This is a genomic window from Mesorhizobium sp. M0136 (genome assembly GCF_040322515.1).
In the GTDB taxonomy this organism is placed as follows: Bacteria; Pseudomonadota; Alphaproteobacteria; order Rhizobiales; family Rhizobiaceae; genus Mesorhizobium.
In genome coordinates, this window is record NZ_JAMYTP010000013.1 from 152,343 (window position 1) to 176,985 (window position 24,643).

The 24,643-nt window shown below is 60.7% G+C and carries 21 protein-coding genes and 8 pseudogenes; 16 read left to right on the forward strand and 13 right to left on the reverse strand.

Going from position 1 to position 24,643, the window contains the following annotated elements; all coding sequences use genetic code 11:
• Position 1: 1 nt before the first annotated feature.
• The 3 genes and pseudogenes from repB to NKJ35_RS17695 form a co-directional block, all read right to left on the reverse strand.
• Complete coding sequence (repB, locus tag NKJ35_RS17685; RefSeq protein WP_352648827.1) at positions 2-1,039, reverse strand: plasmid partitioning protein RepB; 1,038 nt, start codon at positions 1,037-1,039, stop codon at positions 2-4.
• Positions 1,036-2,217, reverse strand: coding sequence for a plasmid partitioning protein RepA (gene repA / locus NKJ35_RS17690; protein ID WP_352648829.1), 1,182 nt, complete (start codon positions 2,215-2,217; stop codon positions 1,036-1,038). The genes repB and repA overlap by 4 nt, the downstream gene beginning before the upstream one ends.
• Positions 2,218-3,108: 891 nt before the next feature.
• Positions 3,109-4,151, reverse strand: a pseudogene (locus NKJ35_RS17695) (site-specific integrase).
• Positions 4,152-4,460: 309 nt separating this feature from the next.
• Between NKJ35_RS17695 and NKJ35_RS17700 the strand changes: the two are divergent.
• From NKJ35_RS17700 to scpB, 4 genes and pseudogenes are all read left to right on the forward strand, one after another.
• Positions 4,461-4,757 carry a hypothetical protein gene (locus NKJ35_RS17700; RefSeq protein WP_352648831.1) on the forward strand — a complete coding sequence of 99 codons (297 nt, stop codon included), beginning with the start codon at positions 4,461-4,463 and terminating at the stop codon, positions 4,755-4,757.
• Positions 4,744-5,340 (forward strand): type II toxin-antitoxin system VapC family toxin, encoded by a 597-nt coding sequence (locus NKJ35_RS17705; RefSeq protein ID WP_352648859.1) that lies wholly within the window; start codon positions 4,744-4,746, stop codon positions 5,338-5,340. The genes NKJ35_RS17700 and NKJ35_RS17705 overlap by 14 nt, the downstream gene beginning before the upstream one ends.
• A gap of 246 nt (positions 5,341-5,586) precedes the next feature.
• Positions 5,587-6,541: pseudogene (locus NKJ35_RS17710) on the forward strand (DUF1403 family protein).
• 2 nt (positions 6,542-6,543) lie between these two features.
• On the forward strand, positions 6,544-7,266 hold the full coding sequence (scpB, locus tag NKJ35_RS17715) for an SMC-Scp complex subunit ScpB (protein WP_352648833.1): 723 nt from the start codon (positions 6,544-6,546) through the stop codon (positions 7,264-7,266).
• Positions 7,267-7,304: 38 nt separating this feature from the next.
• Here scpB and NKJ35_RS17720 read toward each other — a convergent pair whose 3' ends face one another.
• From NKJ35_RS17720 to NKJ35_RS17730, 3 genes and pseudogenes are all read right to left on the reverse strand, one after another.
• Complete coding sequence (locus NKJ35_RS17720) at positions 7,305-7,829, reverse strand: RES family NAD+ phosphorylase (protein WP_352648835.1); 525 nt, start codon at positions 7,827-7,829, stop codon at positions 7,305-7,307.
• Positions 7,826-8,212 carry a hypothetical protein gene (locus NKJ35_RS17725; protein ID WP_352648837.1) on the reverse strand — a complete coding sequence of 129 codons (387 nt, stop codon included), beginning with the start codon at positions 8,210-8,212 and terminating at the stop codon, positions 7,826-7,828. The genes NKJ35_RS17720 and NKJ35_RS17725 overlap by 4 nt, the downstream gene beginning before the upstream one ends.
• A gap of 245 nt (positions 8,213-8,457) precedes the next feature.
• Positions 8,458-8,918 (reverse strand): annotated as a pseudogene (locus NKJ35_RS17730) (cupin domain-containing protein).
• A gap of 489 nt (positions 8,919-9,407) precedes the next feature.
• Here NKJ35_RS17730 and NKJ35_RS17735 point away from each other — a divergent pair.
• The 4 genes from NKJ35_RS17735 (at position 9,408) to NKJ35_RS17755 (ending at position 11,470) form a co-directional block, all read left to right on the forward strand.
• A complete protein-coding gene (locus tag NKJ35_RS17735) occupies positions 9,408-10,004 on the forward strand; it encodes a hypothetical protein (protein WP_352648869.1) in 597 nt (198 codons plus the stop codon).
• A gap of 471 nt (positions 10,005-10,475) precedes the next feature.
• On the forward strand, positions 10,476-10,598 hold the full coding sequence (locus NKJ35_RS17745; protein ID WP_292654615.1) for a hypothetical protein: 123 nt from the start codon (positions 10,476-10,478) through the stop codon (positions 10,596-10,598).
• A gap of 138 nt (positions 10,599-10,736) precedes the next feature.
• Positions 10,737-10,937 (forward strand): DUF2905 domain-containing protein, encoded by a 201-nt coding sequence (locus NKJ35_RS17750; protein ID WP_352648839.1) that lies wholly within the window; start codon positions 10,737-10,739, stop codon positions 10,935-10,937.
• A 407-nt stretch (positions 10,938-11,344) separates the two neighbouring features.
• Positions 11,345-11,470, forward strand: coding sequence for a hypothetical protein (locus NKJ35_RS17755; RefSeq protein WP_023722793.1), 126 nt, complete (start codon positions 11,345-11,347; stop codon positions 11,468-11,470).
• Between the two features lie 48 nt (positions 11,471-11,518).
• Here the strand turns inward: NKJ35_RS17755 and NKJ35_RS30925 are convergent, their stop codons facing one another.
• The 4 genes and pseudogenes from NKJ35_RS30925 to NKJ35_RS17770 form a co-directional block, all read right to left on the reverse strand.
• Entirely contained in the window at positions 11,519-11,710 is a 192-nt protein-coding gene (locus NKJ35_RS30925) for a hypothetical protein (RefSeq protein ID WP_352846168.1), read from the reverse strand.
• 190 nt (positions 11,711-11,900) lie between these two features.
• Positions 11,901-12,182 (reverse strand): annotated as a pseudogene (locus tag NKJ35_RS30930) (NADH dehydrogenase ubiquinone Fe-S protein 4); the annotation flags it as partial.
• A 73-nt stretch (positions 12,183-12,255) separates the two neighbouring features.
• A pseudogene (locus NKJ35_RS17765) lies at positions 12,256-12,621 on the reverse strand (Hsp20/alpha crystallin family protein); the annotation flags it as partial.
• A gap of 84 nt (positions 12,622-12,705) precedes the next feature.
• Positions 12,706-12,882: pseudogene (locus NKJ35_RS17770) on the reverse strand (thermonuclease family protein); the annotation flags it as partial.
• 1,369 nt (positions 12,883-14,251) lie between these two features.
• Between NKJ35_RS17770 and NKJ35_RS17775 the strand changes: the two are divergent.
• The 4 genes and pseudogenes from NKJ35_RS17775 to tnpC (NKJ35_RS17790) all read left to right on the forward strand — a co-directional run.
• Positions 14,252-15,220: pseudogene (locus NKJ35_RS17775) on the forward strand (IS110 family RNA-guided transposase); the annotation flags it as partial.
• A 2,101-nt stretch (positions 15,221-17,321) separates the two neighbouring features.
• Positions 17,322-17,795 carry an IS66-like element accessory protein TnpA gene (gene tnpA / locus NKJ35_RS17780; protein ID WP_352453912.1) on the forward strand — a complete coding sequence of 158 codons (474 nt, stop codon included), beginning with the start codon at positions 17,322-17,324 and terminating at the stop codon, positions 17,793-17,795.
• Positions 17,776-18,129, forward strand: coding sequence for an IS66 family insertion sequence element accessory protein TnpB (gene tnpB, locus NKJ35_RS17785; RefSeq protein WP_352469379.1), 354 nt, complete (start codon positions 17,776-17,778; stop codon positions 18,127-18,129). Before tnpA (NKJ35_RS17780) ends, tnpB (NKJ35_RS17785) begins: the two co-directional genes overlap by 20 nt.
• A gap of 54 nt (positions 18,130-18,183) precedes the next feature.
• Positions 18,184-19,754: pseudogene (tnpC, locus tag NKJ35_RS17790) on the forward strand (IS66 family transposase).
• A gap of 113 nt (positions 19,755-19,867) precedes the next feature.
• On the opposite strand, the gene NKJ35_RS17795 reads toward tnpC (NKJ35_RS17790), so the two are convergent.
• A complete protein-coding gene (locus NKJ35_RS17795) occupies positions 19,868-20,122 on the reverse strand; it encodes a hypothetical protein (RefSeq protein WP_352648842.1) in 255 nt (84 codons plus the stop codon).
• A 77-nt stretch (positions 20,123-20,199) separates the two neighbouring features.
• On the opposite strand from NKJ35_RS17795, the gene NKJ35_RS17800 reads away from it, so the two are divergent.
• A complete protein-coding gene (locus tag NKJ35_RS17800; RefSeq protein ID WP_352648844.1) occupies positions 20,200-20,550 on the forward strand; it encodes a hypothetical protein in 351 nt (116 codons plus the stop codon).
• 714 nt (positions 20,551-21,264) lie between these two features.
• Here the strand turns inward: NKJ35_RS17800 and NKJ35_RS17805 are convergent.
• A complete protein-coding gene (locus NKJ35_RS17805) occupies positions 21,265-21,510 on the reverse strand; it encodes a DUF982 domain-containing protein (protein WP_023679279.1) in 246 nt (81 codons plus the stop codon).
• 217 nt (positions 21,511-21,727) lie between these two features.
• The gene (locus tag NKJ35_RS17810) at positions 21,728-21,982 is read right to left on the reverse strand and encodes a DUF982 domain-containing protein (protein WP_352648846.1); all 255 of its coding nucleotides are present in this window, start codon (positions 21,980-21,982) and stop codon (positions 21,728-21,730) included.
• A 363-nt stretch (positions 21,983-22,345) separates the two neighbouring features.
• On the opposite strand from NKJ35_RS17810, the gene tnpA (NKJ35_RS17815) reads away from it, so the two are divergent.
• The 3 genes from tnpA (NKJ35_RS17815) to tnpC (NKJ35_RS17825) all read left to right on the forward strand — a co-directional run.
• A complete protein-coding gene (tnpA, locus tag NKJ35_RS17815; RefSeq protein WP_352648848.1) occupies positions 22,346-22,696 on the forward strand; it encodes an IS66-like element accessory protein TnpA in 351 nt (116 codons plus the stop codon).
• The gene (gene tnpB, locus NKJ35_RS17820; protein ID WP_006201720.1) at positions 22,696-23,043 is read left to right on the forward strand and encodes an IS66 family insertion sequence element accessory protein TnpB; all 348 of its coding nucleotides are present in this window, start codon (positions 22,696-22,698) and stop codon (positions 23,041-23,043) included. The genes tnpA (NKJ35_RS17815) and tnpB (NKJ35_RS17820) overlap by 1 nt, the downstream gene beginning before the upstream one ends.
• 66 nt (positions 23,044-23,109) lie before the next feature.
• Positions 23,110-24,643 (forward strand): IS66 family transposase (tnpC, locus tag NKJ35_RS17825; protein ID WP_352648850.1); only part of this gene is annotated, 1,534 nt, incomplete at its 3' end.

A 24,643-nucleotide genomic window follows, 5' to 3' on the forward strand; every position in this document is an offset into this window, starting at 1 on the left:
TTCAGACTCCTTGTTTCGTGATGGACTTCCGAAAGGCCTCAAACAGGTCGTCCAGTTGTCCGGCGATAAACGCTGCGAAACGCGATCCTTCAGCCTCTCCCACGGCAATCATGGTAGTTTTTCCGTTGTCTTTGAGGCTGACGCTGACTGTTTTGTCTGGAGCAGCCCAGGATTTCATAGCAATCTTGGGCTTTGATGGCTTGGCCGCACCCGCAGGTTCTTTGATCGCATGATGATCCGATGGAAGCGTCTCAAGCAGAATAATGAATCTGTCGTCGGACGTTGCCTCGCGGAATTTGTTTTTGCGAATAAGATCGAAAGCTTTTGCGGGTGAGCCGTCTATGGAATAGCGGTTCGAGAATTCCTGCCATCGTCCTCGACCAATCCCGGGAGCTTTACCAATCGATTGCAGTATCTCCTTGTCGACCGATGAGGCGATTTTGATCATCTCGGAGACATGCGATTTTCCTGTCGACAGCGAAGCGCAGATGGTGTCCCGTTTGTATCCCGCTTCCTGCTGCGCAAGCGCAAAAGCGCACTTCTCAATGTATGAAAGATCCTCTCGAGCGGTGTTTTCTTCGCCTTGGAAAATGACTGCTTGTTCATCAGTTAACTCGCGGACGGCCGCTTTGAATCCGATCCCAAGCTGCTTAGCTGCCGCTAATCTTCTGCGACCATAGACGATTTGAAACTCGCCATCCTTGCCTTGTACTGGCCGAACCAATCCAGGCACAATTTGACCGCGCTCCCGCATGGATTCAGTGATCTCAGCAATGGCGGAAATCTCGTAGGCGTCATCATATCGATCGGTGATAGACGACGGCCGTATTTTGTCGGGATCGAGTTCAATGATCTGTTCGCCTGACTTCAGTAACTTGTCGGCGATATCGCTACGCTCTTGCATTTGGCGAACACCAGCCGCCACCTTCATCAGGTGCGGCGATGACGTGCGGCGGCTGACGCCCTCCTCCGAATTGTCCTCCTCCCCGAGTTGCCCCAAAACAGCAGCAAACATGCCCTTAGAATCTTTACGGCTCACTGTTCACGCCTCCATGCCATTGTGATGAGGCTTTCTATTTCCGCGTTCGCGGCATTGATCGATTCGATTGCACGATCATAAGTTTTAGGTGCCGAAAACCTCGATCGTTGCACTTCATAGAGGCTCTGCTTCCAAGTGAGAGCGTCCGCAACCGCAGTGGATTTGGAGACTGAATTCAGAAGTAAATCCTCGCCAAACACTTGGCGCATTAGGGCCTGCATGTTGGCTTGCGGGTGGTCGTTGGCCTCAAACTTTGTGATGAGGAATTTGGCGAAATCCCAACGTGCGCCTGCACCAGCCTCATCCAGGATTTGCATATAAGATGCGGCCAGCTCCAAAAACTTCCCTGTGGAGTCGACATCGAGCATGTGCGCCGGAACCGGGATTAGGACTCCGGTAGCGGCAGTGAGCGACGAAAGTGTCAGGAAATTGAGTGACGGCGCACAGTCGAGAAGAACGATGTCGTAGCTATCGACGATCTGTTCGAGGGCCTGTGACACTCGAAGCAGAAAACTGGTTCCACCGCTCTTGCGCATCTCAAGGGTAACGGCCGTTTCGAATTCTGTCAGCTCAAGACCGGCGCAGATGACGTCGAATCCGATGATATGCGTCTGATGAATAATCTTTTCCGTTGGCACCGGATCATCAAACCGAATCGCTGAGTAAAGGGTGTCACCTTCTCGGTAGTCAAATCCGGCTAACGCTCCTTGCAGACTTGTTAACGACGCCTGGGGATCCATGTCGACTGCGAGAACGCGATATCCACGTAGTGCCAACCAATGACCCAAGTGAATAGTGGTCGCTGTCTTGGACGATCCACCTTTGAAGTTCGTGATCGCGATGATCTGGCAATCCTCGCCTTTAACACGACGAGGATTGATCCATTTCTTCCGTGCCTTTTCCGCCAGGTGCATCCGAAGGTCCAGCACCTGCTCCACAGAATATAGGCGCTTTCCGGTGGTCGTTGTCTCTGGCTCAGGTCCCTGCCCTTTTAAGGAGACCTGCCGTATGTAAGCTTCAGTCACTCCTAGCAATGCTGCCACTTCCGTCGAAGTGAATTTGCGCATCGTACGAATCGCATCAGGAGGATACTGAGCCAGCGAAAGATTGTTGAGTGCCTTCTCGAGTTTCGTCGAAAAGGTATTCATGAACTGAAGGCTACTTAGATGCCGCGTCACCCAGATTCTCCTCTTGCACCCAGCGCCTATTGATAGCGACTGTGGTTAACAAGCTGTTAACGCCACGCCAACTACGCCAACTTTTCGAATTACGCGGTTTTTCCGTTACTGGAGGTATGCCCGATTCGGAGAATTCGAGCAAATGGACACAGGGCAGTTCCCAGCTGGGAACTTTTCGTTATCGCTGGCGCCTGTGCCGTCAAAGTTGCGCGTCAGGCATTGAAAAAGACCGCTATGAAGTTGGTTACGCAACATGGGGCACGGGCGAGCCCCGTTGCCCGTTTTGTTCTCGTAGATAGTCGACGTTGGTGTACCGGTTGGCCTCTGGCTTCCGCGTACGGCGGCGAGCGACCTACAGAAGCGCAGGTAGGTTTCGGCGCATGGAGCGATTGCAGCCATGCCGCGCCGCTTCCGATGCCACTTCGGTGATCGCCGCCCCAGGCTGGCAATTTAGACTAGACGCCCCACGGCCCCTACCCTGCAACGAGGCATTCCTTCCGGGCCGAGCGACCCTCGCGAATGGCAACTCAGCGGCTCGGACCTGTCGCCAGGCGTCCCACGCGATTTGACAGCAATCAGCACCGTTTGGCACGTAGGCTCCTGTCCACGCGCACTTTCCTCCAGCGTCGGGCAAGAGGCTCCTGCAGTCGCCAGGCAACTTCCCTCGGGGGCCAGTCCAAGTGTGGGGGAAGGATCGTGGAGAACTCATCGAGAAGCAAACTTCTCCCACAACCCGTACTTTGAGTTCCCAGCTGGGAACAGCTCTTCAAGTTGGAGGCTTGCGACCGCACCAATAAACCTTGGAAACCCATCAACATGATGGTTGGATCTGTGGCGCCGGGGTGGATTGGCGCATCCAGAGTCACCTGCGGCTGGGGGGCGTACCGCACTCTACAATCCTGACGCCTTAGTTAGATTGACGCGGAAGCGATCGCGCCGGCGCTGGTATTTGCGTGTCATCTCTGCCGAGGCGTGACCAAGCTGCTTCTGCACGTAGCGCTCGTCAACCTCGGCAGAGGACGCGAGGCCGGCACGCAGCGAGTGGCCCGAAAACTTTTGGCCGCGCTCGCCCTCGGAAAGATCACCGCGCACGCCGGCGGCCAAGGCCGCGCGTTTGACCAGCCGCGCCACCTCCTGATCGTTGAGCCGCTCGGCGCCCACAGCTTTGCCCTGCCCCGTGACGCGGCGGAAGAGGGGCCATGCGCGATGCGGGCCAGCTTCAGCCAGGTCTGCAGGGCGACGACCGGGCAGGTGGCATCGGACGAGCCGCGGCCAATCTCGACCTCGCGCCAGCCGGTCTTGCCTCGCAGCGTAACCAGCACGCCCTTGTCCGGGAAAAATTCAATCCAGCCGCACCCGTCCTCGGTTTGATCGCGCGCAACATCGAGGCCCACGATTTCGGAGCGGCGCAAGCCGCCGGCGAAGCCCAAAAGCAACATGGCGCGGCCGCGCAGACCGCGCAGCGTGCCACGATCGAGCGTTTCCAGCATGGCGACAAGATCGTCGCGCAGGATGGCTTCCTTTTGACGGGGAGGGGAGGCGTGTTTATTGCGGATACCGGCGAGCACGGTGGCGATATGCCGGTCATTCCGGTCGAGCGGTTGACCGCGTTGCGTATAGTTCCAGGTCAGCGACGACAGGCGGCGCTCAATGGTCGACACAGACTTTTTGTCCCGTTCCGATCCTGAGGCCTGGGCCGTGATGTAGAGGCCCACGACTTGTGGAGCTGGCGGCTGCTTCCAGTCGGCGGCATAGGCGCGACGGGTGTTTGCCGAACTCGCCGCCTCGACGATTTTTGCGCCTGGTGCCGGCGCCAGGCCTTTGACGTAATCGCGCGCGCGGTCGGCCAGCTTTTCGAGATGGGCAGGCAGTGATGCTTGTCGCGAGTCGAGGACCTGCGTGGGAGGGGAGGGAGCCTCATCCGCGTGGTCCATTTCCACATGAAATTACGGGGACTGCCCATCGAAACTCTCGATCATTTGAATGTCACAGTGGTGCGATTCTGAGAGCCCCAACGTGCGACCAAAGCGCCCAATTGTCCACCGCGAGGTGCTTGACCAATAGCTCCCGAGATTTGCGTCGGTCGCGTACGATCACACGGATCGGCACTGAGAAAGAGGGCCCTAGGAGGGTCAACACTCGATCGGACATGGTCCGTCGCCCGGTCATGCTATAGCACGACCCAGCGGTCCTTGCCTTCATGTTCAACATCCCTTATGTTTCGTTCAACAGGAGAATCCAGGATGAGCGTACGTGGCGCAACGGCAGCCGAAAGCGAGGAGCGGATCGCCCACACCCGGAACCGTCTGGTGCTTGAGCAGGCGAGGGCGGTCGGCCTTCTCGGCGCGGCCAAGAACACACGTCTTTCCGGCAGGGTGCCGTCGGAATTGATCGAGGCGGCAAAGAAGCGCGCTTATGTGACCTCCGACACTGAGCTGCTGGAGCTCGCCTTGTCGCGGCTGGCCCTCGAGGACGATTTTGGCGCCCGGCTCGTCCGCCGCAAGGGCAGCATCTCCGCAGACATTGATCTTAGTGTTTGATCTCGGGAGCGCACTGCGTTCCCTCAAACCACAGCGGCGTGCCGGCGGGCTGGAACGGCGGCCGGATTCCGCTCTGTCCTGGGCAGGGGACCAGGCGCCTGTCGGCGGTGCATTGCTTCTCGACACGAGCGTCTATCTGGATGTCCTTCAGGGCCGCACGCCCAAAGTGGTCGATGACCTTCTGACCTATCGGCTCTGTCAGCACTCGGCCGTCTGCCTTGCCGAGCTCAGCCACCTGTTCGGCCGGCTCGACCCAGCGCACCCCACGACGAAGTCGGTCCTGAAAGTGGTTGCAGGCACGATTGAAGACATTCCAGTGCACCGGCTGCATGCACCCGACGCCACCGCCTGGGGACGCGCCGGCATGCTTGCCGGCCCGCTGTTCCGGCTGAGCCGTCTGCCGAAAGGGGAGGGGCATGAACGCCGCTTCCTCAACGATGCGCTGATCTTTCACCAGGCCGGTCTGCTGGGCGCGACGGTCCTGACCGGCAATGTTCGGGATTTCGATTACCTCAACCAGCTTGTTCCGTCGGTGCGTGTGATCTTCTACGGGCCGGTGACAGACTTGCGCCCGCAGGGTTGAAAGCGTCTGTGGCAGATATGCCCGTGCACCGTGTTCGTCCAACCTCCTTTAATGACCACCAGTCTTCAAAAAGGGTCGCTGAAACTCTCCTGCGACCCTTGAAACGCGGGCGACAACGGCCATTTCTAACGTAAGGACAAAAACGAACGATAAGGCATTATCATTCGTTTTGTCACATCGACAGGCTGTGCGTTTTGCCGTGAAAACCGTAGCGCAAAGCGCACGGGCGCTCTACCCACCAAGACCATGATTCGCCTCGATCCCGCGACCGCCAGTCCCGCCTCGCCGCCGACCGTCCCGGCCTGGGCGCTTGCCGCCGGCGGCGGGCCGAGCGACGCCGACGCCGCCTTCCAGGCCGGCGCTGCCTTGGGCGCGCTCGACAGCCTCGCACGGGCGCCGCAGCCTTCCTGGGCCGGCGCCTGGCGGCAGCGGCTGGCGCTTCGCTGTGCCGCCCCCGGCATGCGGCTCGCCGGCCGCTCAGAGGACGAGGCCGCGCTGCGCGACGCTTGGTACCTGCGCCCGGCCGGCGCCGGTCCCGGCCCCGCCGGCGCGGTTCTTGGCGCCTGGCGGCAGTTGGCCATGCAGCCGTCGGTCGCAACCCACGACCGGCTCGAAAGGATCGTCGACCAGCTCGGAATCCATTGGGACGACGCGGCGCTCGCCAACCTCTGCACGGAGATCGAAAAACTGGCGGGGTTGCAGCGGCCGGCGCCGTTCGCCGCCGCGGCGATCGCCGCTCATGTCGTCACCATGCGCCGATGCCGAGCTTTTCGCCTGGTGGCTGGCCGACCTGGTGCTGGCGCAAAGCCTGCGCTGGCCGCGACCGGTGCCGCTCATGATGGCACAGGCCTTTGGCCCGGCCTTCCGCGCCGAGTCCGGCGGCAAGCGCATCCGACCCGGCGAAAAAAGATTTGAGCGCGCGGTCTGCGTAGCGCTGGTTCAAGCTGCGGCCGAGGCCTGCCGGCTGGCCGCCGATTTGTCGCGTCGTGCCGAAAAACTGCTGGCCGTGGCGCCGAAACTGCGCGCCAAGGGCGCCGGCGACGTGATCTTTTTGCTGCTCAACGAAGACGCCGTCTCCGGCTCGCTGACGACGAAAAACCTGTCCCGTTTTGCCACGCGACGCCTGTTCGAGCGGCTGCAGCAACTCGAGGCCGTGCGGGAGCTGTCGGGCCGCACCACCTTTCGGATGTTTGGGCTGTAGCGATGAGCGAAGCGTCCGCCCGCCGCAAGCCGAACGAACAGCCGGCGTTGCTCGATACCGAGCTGGAACATCTGCCGGCGGAGCTGCGCTGGCGCGAATGGATGGGCCGCGTGGAAGCAGTGGTCTTTGCGGCCAGCGAACCGGTACCGCGCGAGGTGCTGGCGCGCGTCGTCGGCAAAAGCTGCAATCTCGAGCTGGTCATCGACGACATCCGCGCCGAGCTCGCCGGCCGCCCCTATGAGCTGGTCGCGGTCGCCGGCGGCTGGCAGCATCGGACCAAAAAGGTTTTTGGCGACGCCATTCACGCCGCCTTCGGCACGGCAGCGGCCGAGGGGGGAAAAGAACTGTCGCAGGCCGAGGCGCTCGTATTGATGTGCATTGCCTACTTCCAGCCGATCACCCGCGGCGAACTGTCTTCCTTCTTCGGCAAGGAGGTGTCACGCGGCCTGATCGGCGTGCTGCGCGCGCAGGAGCTGATCGCCTCGGGGCCGCGCAGTCCGCAGCCGGGAGCGCCCTACACCTTTGTGACGACCAAGACTTTTCTCTCGCAGTTCGGGCTCGACACGCTGCGCCAGCTGCCGGATTTCGAGGCGCTCGAGGACGCAGGGCTACTGTCGAAGGAGAGGCTGCTGGCCGGCAATATACCGGCCGGTCTTGGCTGGGAGGAAGGCGACGGCGAAGAGGGCGAGCCAACGCAAAGCGTCGTTGAGGATGAGGCGCTCTGAACTGATCGGAAATCGGGTTGCTTACGACAGCAAGCAACTCAGGGCCACGACGACTGGTCGTGCGGCAGACGGTGATCGGGATCGTGAACCGCGACATGATCGCCGTCGACAAGATTGGCCGGAAAGATCACCAGATTTGTACCGCCGATGTGACGCAGCGACGGGAACAGGATGCCGCGAAGCCCGGTCGTGATGATCAGGTCCGCGAGCCTCCACGATGGCGGGATTTTCTTGTCGATGCGAGCGATCTGGCGCCAGGCGCAATCCCAGTCCTGCCAAGCGCCGTCCCAGATGTCCGGGTCGAATCCCTGCGAAAGATCGGCTACCTCGGTGAGCGTGATCTTGTAGGCGGCAAGGGTGGCTGGCGGGGTGATACTGGCACCCTGCTTGTATTCCTCGAGCGCCGTCTGAGCCGAACGTGAAAGATAAAGCGCTTCGACGCCGGGCCGATTGAAGCGTCCGCCGTCGATCGCCGCGCCTGCACCACTGGTGGGCAGGAAAGCCCATTTGGGTGTCAGATAGCGATGGAAGATTTCGTCTGGAGCGATGCGGGTGACCTTCACCCGCGCGCGCCGTTCTCGAGATCCCGGATAAAGGCCAGAACCGCCTCGACCTGGCCGTTCGCGACGAGCTCGGCTGCGGTACGATGGCCATAGTCGGCAATCGGTTCATTGCGGTACCAGTAGATCGCCTTGTCAATATCGCCGGTGAGTTCCGTCGCCGCCGAGATCACTTTCACCATTTCGCGCATCCGGCCCTGCAGGCGCTCCGATGAGGGGTTGCGGAGCGTGTTGCGGTGGACACCGGTCAGCTGGGCCAAGTTGGCCACCTTCACGCCCAGCGCCTGCGACAGGCGCTTCGGCGAGATATATGGCGTGCGCGGCTCCTGCAGGCTATCGACAAAGCCTGAAATCACCGTGGAATGTGCGAGCTGTGCGTGGGCCATGACAAATCTCCGACCTCTCATATGCACAATATATGCACATTCCGATGCATAGCAAGTGGACGGAGGCCCTACTCCTTCCACCAGACTACTTGCCCTTCTTCATTCCGTAGCGTTTGTTAGCTAGCGGCGGCAATGCGCCCAACCTCGGTCGTTTATTGCGGCCCTGCACGCCCCCCGAAAGCGGGCATCGCTGGTGCCGACGCCATGAGCGGTGCTGCGCCATGACCCGATATTGCAAATCGAGCTTAGGCTCTTGTCGTCAGGGTAGAGAGCTGGTCAGTGTCGTAACGGTTTCGCAAGTCTGCAAGCGCTTTCGGATCCGGAGGGCCGTGCGCAGCGAGCCTGGCAAGCTCTTCAAAATAGTGCTCGTGTCCGGGCGGAGAGACGGTCATCAGCACCCGCGCCGGCTCTTCGCTGACATTGGTGATGTTGTGCGGAACGCCCGGTGGAATGAGCAGGTAGGTGCCCGGGTCGCGCGGATCGTCTTGTCCCCAACATGCAAGACGCATTCGCCCTCAAGCACGTAGAAGGTTTCCTCCTGTACGCGATGAACATGGAACCCGGTTGCGAAGCCAGCAGGGATCGTCCAGTCGAACATGCTCGTGTGTTTAGTATCCTTGCCGGTGACAAGGAACGCCATCGGAGAGCCACGCAACCTGACTCCATTGTTCTCGCCGGGCATGCGAATGACGGGAGCGACGCTCATCTGATCCTCCATTGGCTGGGTGCTACTTCCGCTAGCACGCGGACAAGATGCGCTCCCGTTTCCGCGAGTCGTGAAGCCGTTCCGAAATCGTTGCGAAGAATTCACAAACGATATCTTCTTTGGGAATGGCGACAATCCTCGCGTTTGGTCCATTTCGCCTCGACACCGATGCTGGAATTCTATTCCACGGCGTAGAGCCGACGTCGCTCGGACAGCGGGCGGTCGCGCTGCTTGCGCTGCTTGTGGAACGGGCGGGCGCACCGGTTCCGAAGGCAGTTCTGATCGAGGCGGCGTGGCCCCGGACATCCCATTGAGGACAGCAACCTGACGGTCCAGATCGCGGCAGTTCGGCGGCTCTTTGAGGAACTGGCGGCTGGCGCATGCTGGATCGAAACGCTGCCGCGACGCGGCTATCGCTATGTGGGGCCGGCGGTCGCAGCCGGTAACCGTGATCCGACACCCGGGGGCGCAGCAACGGCAACGCTGACATTGCCGGACAAACCGTCTGTCGCGGTTTTGCCATTTTCGAACCTAAGCGGCGATCCGGAGCAGGACTATTTCGCCGACGGGATGGTTGACGGTATCATCACCGGCCTGGCGCGCATCAAGTGGCTGCTCGTCATCGCGCGAAATTCGACGTTTACCTACAAGGGTCGTGCCGTGGACGTGAAGCAGATCGGCCGCGAGCTTGGCGTACGATATGTGCTCGAAGGCAGCGTGCGGAGAGCCTGCGGCCACGTGCGCGTGTCCGGCCAGATGATCGATGCATCGACCGGCGCTCATGTGTGGGCCGAGCGGTATGACCGCAGCTCTGACGATTTCTTCGGGCTTCAGGATGCGATCGCCATGTCGGGTATCGGCGCAATCGCACCGAGTCTGCGGCGTGCAGAAATCGAGAGGGTCAAGCGCAGGCGCTCCGACAATCTCGATGCTTACGACCTTGTGCTGCGGGCCCAACTCGACGTCGATTCCGGCATGCCTGAGCGAGTGAGGCGAGCGCTCGTGCTGCTCGAACGTGCCATCGAACTCGATCCGGCTTACGCGCAAGGCATGCCGTCCCTTGCTGTCATCATGTGCTACTCGTAGATCCGCCTCTTGCGCCTGCCAGCGCTGGATGCGCCGCGCGGCAGTCTTTCCCGGCACGAACCAGCTTTTGCGCTCGTAACTCCACCTGGCGCGCGGAAATGCCTGTCGAAACCGCTCAACCGCCGCTCGATCGTACGGAAAGCGCGCTTCGGCTCCAGGAGCTGGCTGCGGTGCAGCAGGGGCGTCGGATTTTTCCATCAGATTGCGAAGCATAGCACTGCTCGCAAACAACGCGGTGCAGCTCATTCGGGTCCAAGAACACCAGAACGTATGGTCAGAGCCGCAAGGGGAAGCCAAGGAGGCGATCGGTGAAACTGCTCAACGAGCTAGCGTGGCGAAACCTTCGCCGCGCCAGACCGTTTATTCTGCTCCAGGAGAGGTCCATTCATGCCCAGACGAGATGCAAAAAACCCAGCGGCCAGACGGCCAACGAGCCCTCGTTCGCGTCCCCTGAAAAGCGAGGAGACGGAAGTGAACCACATCGTCGAAACGCAAAGTGTATCGCCAGCCCAGGCGCGAGAGCTTGTGCGGCGCCACGGAAACGATTGGCGTAAGATCGATGAAGCCGCCAAGTCTTATAAGGACGACAGCTAAGCACTTCCAAGTCGGGGGAAAGGGAGCTTTGTCACGGCAATCCGCGGAGTTGCAAATTGAGCGGATCGGCTTGAGGCGACGAATGACCACTATCGCAACGTTCATGGTCAGCCACTATATTCCCGGCCGGATGCCGCCATGTCCAGAACTCTGATTGTCATTGGTCTGATTATAGTTGCCATAGGCCTATTGTGGCCCTGGTTGTCGCGGGTCGGTCCGGGCAGATTGCCCGGTGACATCGTGATCCAACGTGAGAACTTCACGTTTTACGCTCCGATCGGCACCGGGATTCTGATCAGCATCGTGCTTTCGTTTGTTCTGTGGCTACTCAACCGATAGCGAGGACGGCGAGCCCACGTCGCCGGAGGAAGAACGACGTGGGCCGATCGGAGCTATCCGATCTGGCAGCAAAAATATGAGGGAAAGAGTTTGCTGCGTGGGCAGAACTTTCCCTACGCGCCGGTGTTCCATCGCGTGAGTGAAAAAGCCCGCCGCACAGTTTGATGCGGCGGGCCGATCAAGCGCTGTTGCACCCGGCGGGGGCTCGGGTCGGGCATGCCCGGTGCGCGCGGATCACAGGGATTTTAGATGCATCAGCTGCAATACGTCCACCGATCGACGGTTGGACAACACGAGGCTTGATTCCGAGCTCTTTCTCTCAGTGCCGAAGGGACAAGATAGTTGCAGGAACTCAGCCTTGGCGCGGCACGTTGCTAAGTCGTTGACCATCGCAAAGGATGTATCCAATGGCGAAAGACATATCTCGCGAGGAAGAGCAACGCGGCACCGAAAAAGTTCTCTTCTGGGGCGCTGCGATCGCTCTTGTCCTTTTTGTGTCTCTGCTGACCATCGCCCTCGTCGGGACGTCCTAATCTTTTTAGACAGCAGGATTGGACCGGCGGGCGCGAGGTCTTGTGAGCTTAGGGGCGGATGCCGCGCTGCTGCACAAGCGCGAGCAGGGCCAATTCCACTTCGTCGAGCCGCGTCGGACGCGCGTTTTCCGGCATCCCCTCGGCCGTCGCGAGATCGACCAGATACTCGTTCCACGCCCAGTTTCGCACGATGGCGCGTTTCTCGTCGGCTGTCAGACGAGGATCGACGACCACGTCCATCGGCGATGCATAAAACGCCTCCGCGTCCGTCAGCGCCGGTCCATAATGTGGCGCCTGCGAAACCCCGCCGTACGCCGGCCTGCAGCCGCTTGTCCGCATCGGAAGATTCGACACTGGACTTTTCGGCCGCCGGGCTTCCTTGAACCGCGTAGGCAAGCCCCTGGCGTTCGGCATAGTCGATGGCCGCCTGAGCCGTCGGAAAATCGAGTTCCACCTGGGTCAGCGTGTCTGCGCCTCCGGTGTAACCCATCAGGGGCTCGATGACGGGCGCGGTACGCCTCTCGAACACCAGCCGCCAGCCCTTCGGCTGCGCACGGCCCGAGGTCATGACTGAGCGGCAAGGCTTGTAAATCCGTGCGACCGCATCACGCGGGAACTCGGATCGGCCGAACAACGGCGCTCGCCCGCATTTGTCGTTTGCCGGTCCGATATTTTCTACGGCTGGTGTGACTTCGCTTTCTTGCTTCTGCATCACTCATCCCTCCCATTTTTGGCGAAGGATGCGCCGGAGGCAGCGGCCTGCCGCCTCCGACGTGGTCCATGCGTCAGTGGGTGATCGGGATGCGCTTCACCTTCGACTGCGCGTTCGGGTTCTTCGGTAGCGTCAGGGTCAGGACGCCATTGGCAAAGGACGCCTTGACCTTGTCGTCCTCGACCTCGTAGCCGAGGGGTATGCGCCGCTCGAAGCGACCATAGAAGCGCTCGGAGTAGTCCTTCTCGTCGGTCTCCGACCGCGTCTCGCCACGCAGGGTCAGCACGTCCTCGTCAAGCAGGACTTCGATATCCTTCTCTTCCATACCGGGGACTCCGGCGGTGACGCGAAGCTCATTATCCGACTCCGAAATCTCCACCTTCGGCCAGCCGCTATCGAAAGGCGAAAGCTGCCCCGCAGTAGGCAAGCGCGTCTCGAAGCGAGCCGCGGCGCACCTGTTCCCAAATCAGCTCGTGCGATGAAGCAAGTTGGTACCTAGCCAACTGCTCTTGGGCCGCAAGCTAGACCGCGACAAAGACTTGTCCAAGGCTTGGGCAGCGCGGCGCCCGCATGGGTAGTCAAAGCCCTTGGCGTCGTCGCAGTGCTGACGGCTCTCGGGCGCGTCGATGCCATTGAAACGAATCCTTTGGCCTGCAATCTCTACTGTGTCGCCATCGATCACCGAGGCGCGGCCTTCCATGTGGCCAGGCAATGGTTCTGTCCAGTTTGTTATCGTGCTCTGTTGGCCGGCGGTGCTCTGGATCGCGAATTGGGTGACTGCGGCGGCAAGCGTGCCGGCGCCGAGGAAGATCAGCCCTAAGAGGGGTCGCGGCAGCCGCCGTGACGGCATTCTTCTGCCGGCGCGCCTTCGCCAGCGGTCAGCCTGATTGGCGCCTTGATAACGGTGGCCTTGCCCACGCCCGCTCTCCCGGAAGAGAGAATGCCGCCATTCCGGGCGAGAGTCCAGAAGCTGCACTAGCCGGTCGGCAACTGGTCAACGCGGGGGGCACCGGCTCAGCCTTTCAACCGTCTCAACTATGGCCTTCGCAAGCGGGCATCAAGGTCCGCGTGAAGCACCTCCGGGGCGAGGAAGACCTTCGGCACGCCTCGCTGCAGGATTTTTGGGATGAAGACTAGAACGCCGTTTGTGTCTCCAAGACGCGACAACGCAAAGTTCACCGGCCCGGCCAAGCGCCGACTATTTGACAAGCGCGCAAATGGCGTATGCTGTCAGCGTCCAAGCTGTTGGGGACGTAGCGGCTACATGCGCTTGTGCTACCCACCCTGGAGCTGGGGAAGTAACCGGCAAGCTCCTAGAAATTAGAGCATTTGAATTTGACGCGCTGGCACCGCCACCTATGACGACTTTTGGCTTGGGACACCAAGCCTGTGCGGATTTGTCTGGGCTTGTATCACTCGCGCTTGCATACTGGGTGATTTCCCAACCGCCGACGCCGTCCTTCCCCGCCGGACCCTCAGCCCCCATTGCACCTCTAGGTCCCTGCTTGCCGGGAAGACCTTGTGGACCGACAGGCCCTTGGGGCCCTGGGGGGCCTGCCGTTGTGCAACCTGCAAGGAGGGCGACGCATGCTAGAGCGGTAATAATTCTCATGACCACCTCCCCGGTTTCCCGGTGAGTTGACGACAAAAAACATTCGCCAAATCAACCGAATGTACCACCACGCGATTGTCGTGGATAGGAACGCGATCGGCGGCTAACGGAACGTCGCATATGCGCCGTGACGACGGGCGGCCAGCAATCGTAGCGTAGAGTGTTGACGCGCCTTCCTTGCCGTTGAAGCTCTCGATGAAGCCGTATCCGGCATGATGTTCTTGGTGCCATCGTTTGTTCGGTCGTCAGGTTCGTTAAGCTTGGCGCATCCGGGCATCCGGGCCACGGGGCACCGGGAGCACGCAAGTGCGGGCAGGCCGTCGTATGCAGATGAACTGCGAGTTCGATCACATTATCTGGCCGCCCCTACGACTCGCTCGGATGCGCTGCGAGTGCGGATCCGTATTTGTCGTGTTGCCCGCTCGCTCCCTGTTCGTGACCAACGATGGACGGAACCGTGCGTATTATCGGCATGGACATACACCGCGTAACCGCCGAGGTCGTGTCGTTGCTTGATGGCGAGATCGTCAAGCTCGGCCGCGTTCAAATGCTGCGCAATAAGCTCGAGGAGTTCGCCAGGAAGGAACTCACCCACGATGATCATGTGGTGATCGAGGCGACAGGCAATGCTGCTGCCGTCGCTGAAGTGCTGTCGCCCTACGTCGATCGGATCGTGATCGCCAATCCCAAGCAGGTGCACATGATCGCGCACGCGAAGGTGAAGACTGAACACGATCGACGCCACTGTCCTTGCGAAGCTCTACGCCTCGGGCTTTCTGCCGGAGGTCTGGGTTCCGGATCCGGGGACCCTTGCCCTCCGAAGACAGGTCACCAGGCGGACACAGCTGGTTCGCCAGCGCTCGCGGCTGAAGAACCTGATCCAGTCAATTCTCCACGCCCACATGATCCCGCCGTGTCCGCATGGGAACCTCGCCGGGATCAGCGGGCGCAAATGGCTGACGAGGCAAATATTGCCTGCGGATGAGCGCGCCGCCATCGAGCGCCACCTCGGCTTGATTAACCAGATCAACGAGGCGCTGACGGTGGTCGAGGCGGATATCGCCGTACATGCCCTCCAGGATCCGACAATCCGCCGCCTGATGACGTTGCGCGGGACGTCACCGTGGCTGCGAGCGTTGCCGCGGCAATCGGCGACATACGGCGCTTCAGCGATCCACAGAAGCTCGTTGACTATCTTGGCCCCAATCCGAGCGTGCGGCAGTCCGGTGAGGGGCCAGCCTATCACGGGCGCATTACGAAGCAGGGCCGCGGCCATGCGCGGGGGATGCTGGTCGAGGCGGCTGTGCGATCGCCAGGACCTCTTCGCGCCTCCCACAAGCGGATCGCCTCGCGCCGCGGGAAGCACATCGCGGCCGTCGCCACTGCGCGCAAGCTTGCAATGATCATCTGGCACATGCTGAGCAAGGATACCGCAAAAAAGCCCCGGCGCTGGGTCGTTGCGCCGAGGCTTTGGGCACGTACAAGCTACACCAACATGCCCGTTTATAAACGTGCGCTAATAACGTAAAAAACGGTGAACCACGCACAGACGGAAGGGCGCACGCTCAAAGCTGGGGTGAAGCGGCAATATCAGTGATGACAAGTTGCGCACCCTGATTGTTCCACCTAGCTTTCGACCGAATGAGGGGACGAGGATGCCGGCTGTGTTGATTTGCCAAGATGATGTACTCCGTCACCGCTCATGCCGATGAAGGGAGCCGGCTCGAACCGCAAATCTCGAAATGTCTAGTGATGGCCACTGGGACCCCGCACATTCGGGGATTCGAAGCTGATTTTCAGGTGGTGCTAAGCAAGGCCGGCAAGGTGGAGACGATCACCGTTATGCTAGTATGCTCATACATCGCGCTTTGCTCTGAGTGGCGGCCCAGCAGCTTGGGTTAGGGGGGCCGCCGCTGGGCCTGACCAGCGAGCGTTCGGGAATGCTCGACTGGCTGGTTAGTATATTAGATAGGTCTAATATAATCGAACCATGCGAACGAAGTACGCGGCGGTAAGAAAGTGGCTGGCGTCCGATTCACTTATCGCGCGCTTTTGCCTTGGGTTCTGGCGAGCTTTCGGAGGGGTTTGCAGCCAATTTTGCAGATCGCCGATCTGTTACCCACAGGGACTTTTTCCTCGCCACCAAATCGTCACGATCGCCCTCAGCGGTCGCTCGGCTATGCATGGCAGCTATGGCGTAGTCGGCTCTGTTGGTTCGATAGTCTTCTTTTTGGACAGTCATCGTTTGCTCCCAGTTTCATAGCCCCTCTTTTGCCCTTGCGGGGAGATTAACTGCCGGTGCATTACGCGAGTCAATCGATGAAACGACCACTCCGCAGTCGCGAGGGCGGGAAGCAAGCCGACAATTTTAACGTTGGAACGGCTTACAGAGTGCCGGCAACACAGCCGCCCTTTCGTCGGCTGCGTTGATCGCGTCCATGTTGCCCTTCAGCTCGGCTCTTGGCTTCACGTGCCTTGATGTCTGTGTTGTCCATCATGCTGCCAACCGGCAAGCCAAGCCAAAACACGCCGTCCACGTCATGGCGGGCGGTTCTGTCTTGTACGGCCATTATCGGCGCCAGGTCGGAACTCGTTCGGTAAAGTTCGGCTTCCAACTGGCTGCAGGACTTGCCGCGTATACGCTGGACGAAACCAGCGTGGGCTTGATGTCGGCTGGGCGAGTAGCGCAGCCCGACAAAACGCTGATGGCTACTAACGGACACAACTTGTTTTTCTTGCTTCCCCCAAAATGCCCGCGGCGAGCATGCGCTGAGGGCAGGACGAAGTCTATTTGCCTTAACGGCATGCGGAATATATTCCTATTGTGCGGGATGCCGCACCCTCGCCGACACGAAGCCGTTTCCGAATATCACCTCGCCAAAATTGAACGACAGGCGTGGCTTCTGACGGTAGAACTCCGCGACGCGCAGTTGTCGCTCAAGCCATTTGGCGAGCATTGGGAATGCGATCGACCATCTGCATCGGGACATAAAGCGGGCGCTCAATCTGCTTAACAATAGGCCGGCGGACTACGAGGAGCCGCATTTCGCGCCCATGTCGCGAGGGTGAAGAACTAGCCTATCAGTTTAGTGAAGTCGTGGCGCCGCGCGCGAACATGTGCCAGCAAATTCGTTTCGTTTACGACCCCTGATTGAAAGAGATTCAGCGTGGTCGAGGCCAGAATCTGACCGTCTATCGGGGTGCTGTACCATTTGGCGTCGGCGGTTACCTGGTCGACAACCCGCTGGCAGATCGCCCGATCTTTAGGTCTAAGGAACTGACTGTTCAGTGCTCGTAGCATCTCGACGCCTTGAAACGGGGAGTCACCTGTCTCCCGCGCGATACCTATGCGTGGTCTCCGAGCATGGACCGTAAACGCATTCAGCCAGAAAATTGCCATTCGTTTGAGTGGTACCGATGTCGCGTGGATAAGCGGCGGTCCGCGGTAAGCGCGAATTTCCCCGCACCTTTTGCTGTTGAGTGCTCTGATGCATGAGGTGTCCACCAAAATAGGTGGACACCTTGTGATGGAAGAAGATGAGCAGAAACTGCGGGTGAGGCTTGTCGGTCGGGACGGGCGACGCCGATACGACCCGGCATCGAAGGACCGTCTTGTCTCGGCCTGTCTTGAGCCTGGCGTGTCGGTATCGAGGCTTGCGCTCGAACATGGGGTCAATGCGAACCTTCTTCGGAAGTGGATAAAGAAGCGGGCGGAGACCCAGTCCCTCCCACAGCCCCCACCATCGGCGTTCATCCCGGTTCAGATTGAAAGCACTTCCGATCGGGCCTTGCTGCGACAGAGCAGCATGGCTGCGGTGGATTTGCCGGGGACTTGCGATGGGGCACGTAGGTCGGCATCGAAAAGGACAGCGCCTTTTTCCTCTCCAGCCAAGGTGAGCGCGTCGCTGCCGAACGGCGTGAAGTTGACGCTGGAATGCGGTGATGTGGATGCGTTGACGGCGACCATCGGAGCACTGGGTCATGTTCAGACTGGGCGCTGACCTGAAAGTCTACCTGCACCGCGAGCCGATCGACTTCCGGGCCGGCATCAACAGCCTTGCGGTTCTGGTCCAAGAGACGATGGCGCTCGATCCGTTTGCTCCGGCGGTTTTTGCGTTCTGCAATCGCCGTCGCGACCGGATGAAGCTCCTGTTCTTCGATCGGTCGGGCTTTGTGCTGGTAATGAAGCGGCTGACCGAGGACAAGTTCCGGTGGCCGCGCCGGGAGGCAGCGGTGGTCACGCTTACGACCGAGCAATTGCACTGGATCCTCGACGGCATCGACATCGATGCGATGGTCCGCCATCCGGTGCGGCAATATCAGGTTGCCGGTTGAGGGCTCTCGAATTGAGCGGTTGACGCGGCGGCATGCTTTCGATTCAAGAATCTGATGAATCGACCCGGCGAACCACTGTTGAAGCGTTGATGGCGCGTATTGCTGCGCTGCAGGCGCAGAACCGTCAACTCACCGAACGCGTCGTCAAACTCGAGGAAGAGCTGGCGCTTGCACGACTGCATCGTTTTGCGCCGCGCAGTGAAAAGCACATTGACCGCCTCTTCAATGAAGCCGAACAGGCCGCGAATGAGGACGCCGCCGACAACGAAGATGGCGGCGTCGTTGTCCTGCCGGACACGGGCTTGCCGGCGAGCGAAGGGGCGACGGGAAAGAAGCGCGGCCGCAAGGCCTTGCCGGAAAACCTGCCGCGCGAGCGCGTCGAGTATGACCTTCCCGACGATCAGAAGGCTTGTCCTTGCTGCCGTCACCAGATGCATCGCATGGGCGAGGCCGTTACCGAGCAACTTCATATCGAGGTGAAGGCGAAGGTCCTGCAGAATGTGCGGTTCAAATATGCTTGCCGTCATTGCGACCGTACCGGCATCAACACGCCGGTCGTGACCGCGCCGATGCCCGCGCAACCCTTGCCTGGCAGCATCGCCACGGCTTCGACGCTGGCCTTCGCGCTCGTTCACAAATACGTCGACGGCACACCGCTCTACCGCCTGGCGCAGGCCTTCGAGCGCGCGGGCGTTCCTGTCAGCCGTGGCGCTCTGGGTCACTGGGTGATCGGCTCGAGCGAAAAGCATCTCGCCCGCATCTATGACGTGCTGAAGCTGCGGCTCAGATCGCAGCCCCTCATCCATGGCGACGAGACCACGGTCCAGGTGCTGAAGGAAATGGACAGAGAGGCCACCAGCACCTCGTACATGTGGGCATACCGGAGCGGCCACGACAGTGACGAGCCGATCGTGCTGCTCGATTATCAGCCGGGTCGCGGCCAGATACACCCGCAGACCTTCTTGGGCGATTACCGCGGCATCGTGATGAGTGACGGTTATTCCGCCTGGCGCACGCTGGAAGGGGCAACGCATCTTGGCTGCATGGCCCATTCCAGGCGGCGCTTCGTCGATGCCCTAAAGGCGAGGAAGAAAGGCGGCGGCCCGCCGGAACAGGCGCTCCGGTTCTTTGAACAGCTCTATCGGGTTGAAAGGCAGGCGCGGAACGAAATCCCCGATGACGGCGAAACGCGAGATCACTGCATTCGCCACTTCCGCCAGCAACATAGTGTCCCGATCCTCCATGCTCTCAAGGCATGGCTCGACGACATCGCCCCAAAAGTCTTGCCGGACAGCAAGCTCGGCGACGCCGTCTCCTACACCCTGAACCAATGGGGATATCTGACTCGTTACACCGAGGACGGCAGCATGCCGATCGACAACAATCTTCTCGAGCGTGACATCAGAATCTTTGCCACTGGCCGGAAAAGTTGGCTGTTCAGCGATACCGTCGACGGAGCCAGGGCCAGCGCCGTCATCTACAGCCTGATGTTGACCTGCCGCGCCTGTGGCGTCGAGCCGTTAGCGTGGCTGCGCCACGTCCTCACTGAACTACCTCAGCGCCCCGAGAACGCAGCCATCGAGGATCTGCTGCCCTTCAACTTCGCCAAAGCAACAGCAGCCTGATCAGACCAGATACCGTTCCCGATTCGAAGGCCATCCGTCGAAAGCGCTCGCGTCAACGTGCAGCGAAAATAGCGCTTACGGTCCGCGAGCTAATCCACCATGTCGCGCAGCGGCTACTTGCGCTTTGGCGTCCTGTACTTCTCGACCAGCCTGACCTTGTCGATGTCGATCGTCACCAGCGGTCCCAGATCGACGGTCACCCTGCCGCCTTCCTCGTCTATGCGCGTGATCTGTCCGGTAAGCTCGATCTGCTGCCCCTTCTTCACCTTGGTATGATCGATGATCGAATGCGGAAAGCTATAGCTCGGGATAGAAACGCTGACGTGGTCCTCAGTGACCCGTCTGCGGACTGTGGCTGTGATCGGCACCACGTCACCTATACCTATGCCCCGCGCCATTCCATGAGTCTGGTGCGCTCGGCGCCTCACTCAAGATATTGCTAATTATGGATGAGCCCGCTTCCTCCAATCGATGGATGAAACCGATCGTAGGCCGGTGCTACTTTGATGCATCACGCGACTTACCCGACAAGAGCTGGCTGCAGGGGCAAAATATGAGCAAGGCGACTCTCATTGCTATCGCAATCCTCGCGATCAGTGTCGGCTGTGCCGAAGCCAAGGACCGTAAGGTCGAAACCGCGACGCTCGGCACGTACGCCAATTCGAAGAACCTGCCGGTTTGTACCGCGTCAAGCTCACTCTTCGAAGTCCTCAGTGATAAATGTTTTCTCGTCACAGGTTCGATGATCTATGGCGACATCGCCGAACTCTCCCGGACAATCACTTTGAGTTGGTAGCCGAAGCAACAACCTCCCAGCACGGCCTCCATTCTCCGTTATGAAGTGGCCCTTGCGGGTGCTCCGTCGCCCCAGACATCGACCCAGTCTTCGCGCGTCGCCAATACCAGCGCAATCCCAGTCACCACGGGCCTCTCCAAAATTCTTATGCCGTCCGCACCTGCGGTCGAGCGTGTCGCGCCAACACAGCAGCGCCTCTGCATCGTTTGGGCAACCCAACGCATAGCTTCCGGTCCGGAAACTCGCTTACGCGTCTTATCGTCCATTCGGCGGTGGAAAATTAGGCCGATTTGGCAGTGCTCAGAATCGCGTAGCTGTCCTGCGATCCGCTCGGAGAGGATGGCGAGTGGTTGCGGCGACTGCGCCTCAAGCTGGCTGGCGACCGCCGTCTGCAGCGCGCTGCTGCGGAGCAGCGCTGACGCTGCGTTCGTCCGGACCGTCGCAAGACCGCTTGATTGTATCCGGCTGGAGACAGACAAACAGCGGCGCAACCTCACTCTGAAACCAAAAGACAATATCGATGACCTCCAACAGCTATGCTCCCAAGGGTTCAAGCGCCTGCAAACATTCACCATGCCAATTTCGCCATCGCCGCTTCGATAATGACGGCGCCATCAATTTCATGGAGCAAGCTTTGCCGCCAAGGGGGTTCTGCCCGATGGCGGCGACCAAGCTCGTGCATACCTCGATCACCACACCAAGACCCTGTACCTCCTACTCAGGGGAGAGATACACGTTGGCCTCCTTGGCAGCCGCCTCAAAGGCTTCACGCACCTCTTGGGGGGAGGCGCTGCCCTGGAACGCATCGACGCAGGATTGGACCGCCTTGGTCCACTTCGGGCCCTTTGTGTCCCACCCCATGAGTTCCTCGGCGGCTCCCTCGACGTGGCTGACCCCATTGCGAATGCCCGGACGTTTCGTCTTCACGTAGACCGGGGGAGAGAACCAGAGAGGACCCATAAGGGGAACTTAGAGCGCCAAGAGCCCGCTGACCAACCCCGCTTTAGCCGCAGCTAAGGGAACGATGTAGGCCCTCGCGGGTTTAGAGGTTGCAGTGGTCCTTCTCGGATGTGCAGCCGCTGTGGCGGGGTCCGTCGCCTCTCCCTCACCGGCGGCGGGCTCCTTTCGCGAAGGCGGTGTCGGTCAGAGACACCTAGAACCTTATACCGCATCCAATTTAGCTACTTGTCGTTGGGGGGAGCAATGTCCCCTCCTCTTTTGCAGCAGCCAGGAATGCCTTGCGGGCCTCCTCAGGTTCCATCTCGTCGAAAATCACGGCCATGCAAACGCGCACCGCGAGATCCCAGCAGGGGCCACGCTTGGTCCACTTCATAAGCTCCTCGCCGGCTGTCTCGGCGTTGTTGACGTTGCGAATGAACCCGGGACGCTCGGTCTTGACGGGGACCGGAGGGTTGAACCAGTGGCGAGCCATGAAGGGGCCTTAGGGCGGCTAGCGGGTTTCCTCTCTATAAACCGGCTCAGCGATGAGGACGGCTAACCATTTGTTAGGGATGGTCTGAGTCCGTGACGGGTGTTTCCAAACGTTCATCGACGTTTATCCGAGCGGTCGGTACGAAGCCGGTATGCATCATCTTCCGGTGGGTGTCGCCCTAGTCATTTCGCTTGTTGTCGGTCTAGCCATTGCGGCGATCGCCTCAAAGGACCATTCGGAAATCTGCGGCATCCGATGCTTATTCGTCGTACCCCTCCGGCGAGGGCCGCCTTGCGCGAGCATGGCACGATAGCGAGGCTGCGCTCTTAAGGTCTTCCTTACGAGCGTAGTTAGCAGCACAGCATGAGCCATGTGACGTTATTGACCGGGCCTGAGCGTCGTCGTCGTTGGCGTGAAGAGGATCAGTGCCGGATACTGGCCGCGGCATTCGCGCCCGGGGCCACCGTGGCGGCGGTGGCGCGTCAGTACGATGTCGCGACCAGCCTGATCTATAAGTGGCGCCGCACGCTGAGAGCCAGCGAGACGGGCTTTGCCGAAGTTGTCGTGGTTCCCAATGAGCCTGTCGCCGCTTCGGTGCCGGCGGCGCCACCAGCGGTGATCGAGCTGGAGATCGCCGGTAAGGTGCGGCTGCGGATTCCGCTGACCACACCGCCGACACTGGCGGCGGCGATGGTGAAGGCGCTGGGCGTTTGATGATCCCGGTTCCGAGCCAGGTGCGGATCTGGTTGGCGGTCGGCCGGACCGATATGCGTCGCGGGATGCAAGGCCTCGCTCTGCAGGTTCAGGAGACGTTGGGCCGGGATCCGCATGCCGGCGATCTTTATGTCTTCCGCGGCCGCAGCGGCAATCTGATCAAGATTATCTGGCATGATGGGCTCGGCATGTCGCTGTATGCAAAACGGCTCGAGAAGGGCCGGTTTCTATGGCCGTCGCCGGCGGACGGCACGGTTTCCATATCACCGGCGCAGCTCGCCTACATGCTCGACGGGATCGATTGGCGCAACCCGCGTCACACGTTCCGACCGCAGCGCGCGGGCTGAGTTTTTCTTTGAGTTTGCGCCATTTTCCGCGAGTCAACGGACGCGTTTTATGATTCACTCCAGGGCATGGTTGCCACCGCCCAGGATGCTGTTCCGGACGATATTGGCGCGCTGAGAGCAGCGCTGACCGCGGCGCTGGCCAGAGCCGAAGACGAGGCCGCGCGCGCTGCGCTGGTCGAGGCCGAACTGGCGGCCGCCAGGGCCAAGGCATCGGATGATGCGGCGCTGATCGCACATCAGGATCTGACGATCCGCAAGCTGCAGCGGGCGCTGCATGGTCAGAGTTCTGAACGTTCCGCCCGCCTCCACGACCAGATGGAGCTCACCTTCGAGGAACTCGAGAGCACAGCGACGGAAGACGAGATCGCCGCCGAACAGGCCGCGGCCCGGACCACCGAGGTGGCGCCTTATGTGCGCAAACGACCGGCGCGCCAGCCATTTCCCGAGCATCTGCCGCGCGAACGCGTGGTCGAGCCGGCGCCGACCGCTTGCCACTGCTGCGGCGGTCATCGGCTGCGCAGGCTGGGTGAGGATATCACCGAGACGCTGGAGGTGGTGCCGCGGCAATGGAAGGTGATCCAACACGTGCGGGAGAAGTTCACCTGCCGCGACTGTGAGGCGATCAGCCAGGCTCCGGCGCCGTTCCACGCCACCCCGCGCGGCTGGGCCGGTCCCGGCCTGCTGGCGATGATCCTGTTCGAGAAGTTCGGCCAGCATCAGCCGCTCAACCGCCAGGCTGAACGCTATGCCCGCGAAGGCGTGCCACTCAGCCTGTCGACGCTCGCCGACCAGGTCGGCGCCGGCGCCGCGGTGCTGATGCCGCTGTTCAAGCGGCTCGAAGCCCATGTGCTGGCGGCTTCACGTCTGCACGGCGACGATACGACGGTTCCGGTCCTGGCCAAGGGCAAGACTGATACCGGCCGATTATGGACCTATGTGCGCGATGACCGACCGTTCGGCGGCGCCGATCCGCCGGCGGTGGTGTTCTACTATTCCCGCGATCGCCGAGGCGAACATACCGCGGCGCATCTCGCCGGCTGGAGCGGCATTCTGCAGGCCGATGCCTATGGCGGTTATGGCGATCTCTATGCGGCGGGTCGTCAGCCGGCGCCTATTCTGGAAGCCAGCTGTTGGGCCCACAGCCGGCGCAAAGTATTCGAGCTGGCCGATATCGAAGCGGCGGCGCGCAAGAAGGCGCACGGCGAGAAGCCCAACCTGATCTATCCGCTCGCGGTTGAAGCCGTGAAGCGCATCGATGCCCTGTTCGATATCGAACGCGAGATCAACGGCCTGTCGCCGGCCCAACGCCACGCCGTGCGCCAGGAGCGGAGCGTGCCGCTGGTCACCGGGCTCGAGCGCTGGATGATCGAGACGCGCGACAAGCTCTCGCGCGGACATGATCTGACCAAGGCCTTCAACTACATGCTGCGCCGCTGGTCATCCTTCACCCGGTTCCTCGACGATGGGCGGATCTGCCTATCGAACAATGCAGCCGAGCGAGCCCTGCGCGGCATCGCGATGCGTGAGTCATTATGCACTCCCTCGTCAAGTATCTGTAAACATTGGAAGCGTGTCCATGTCGGCAACGCGACACGGGCGA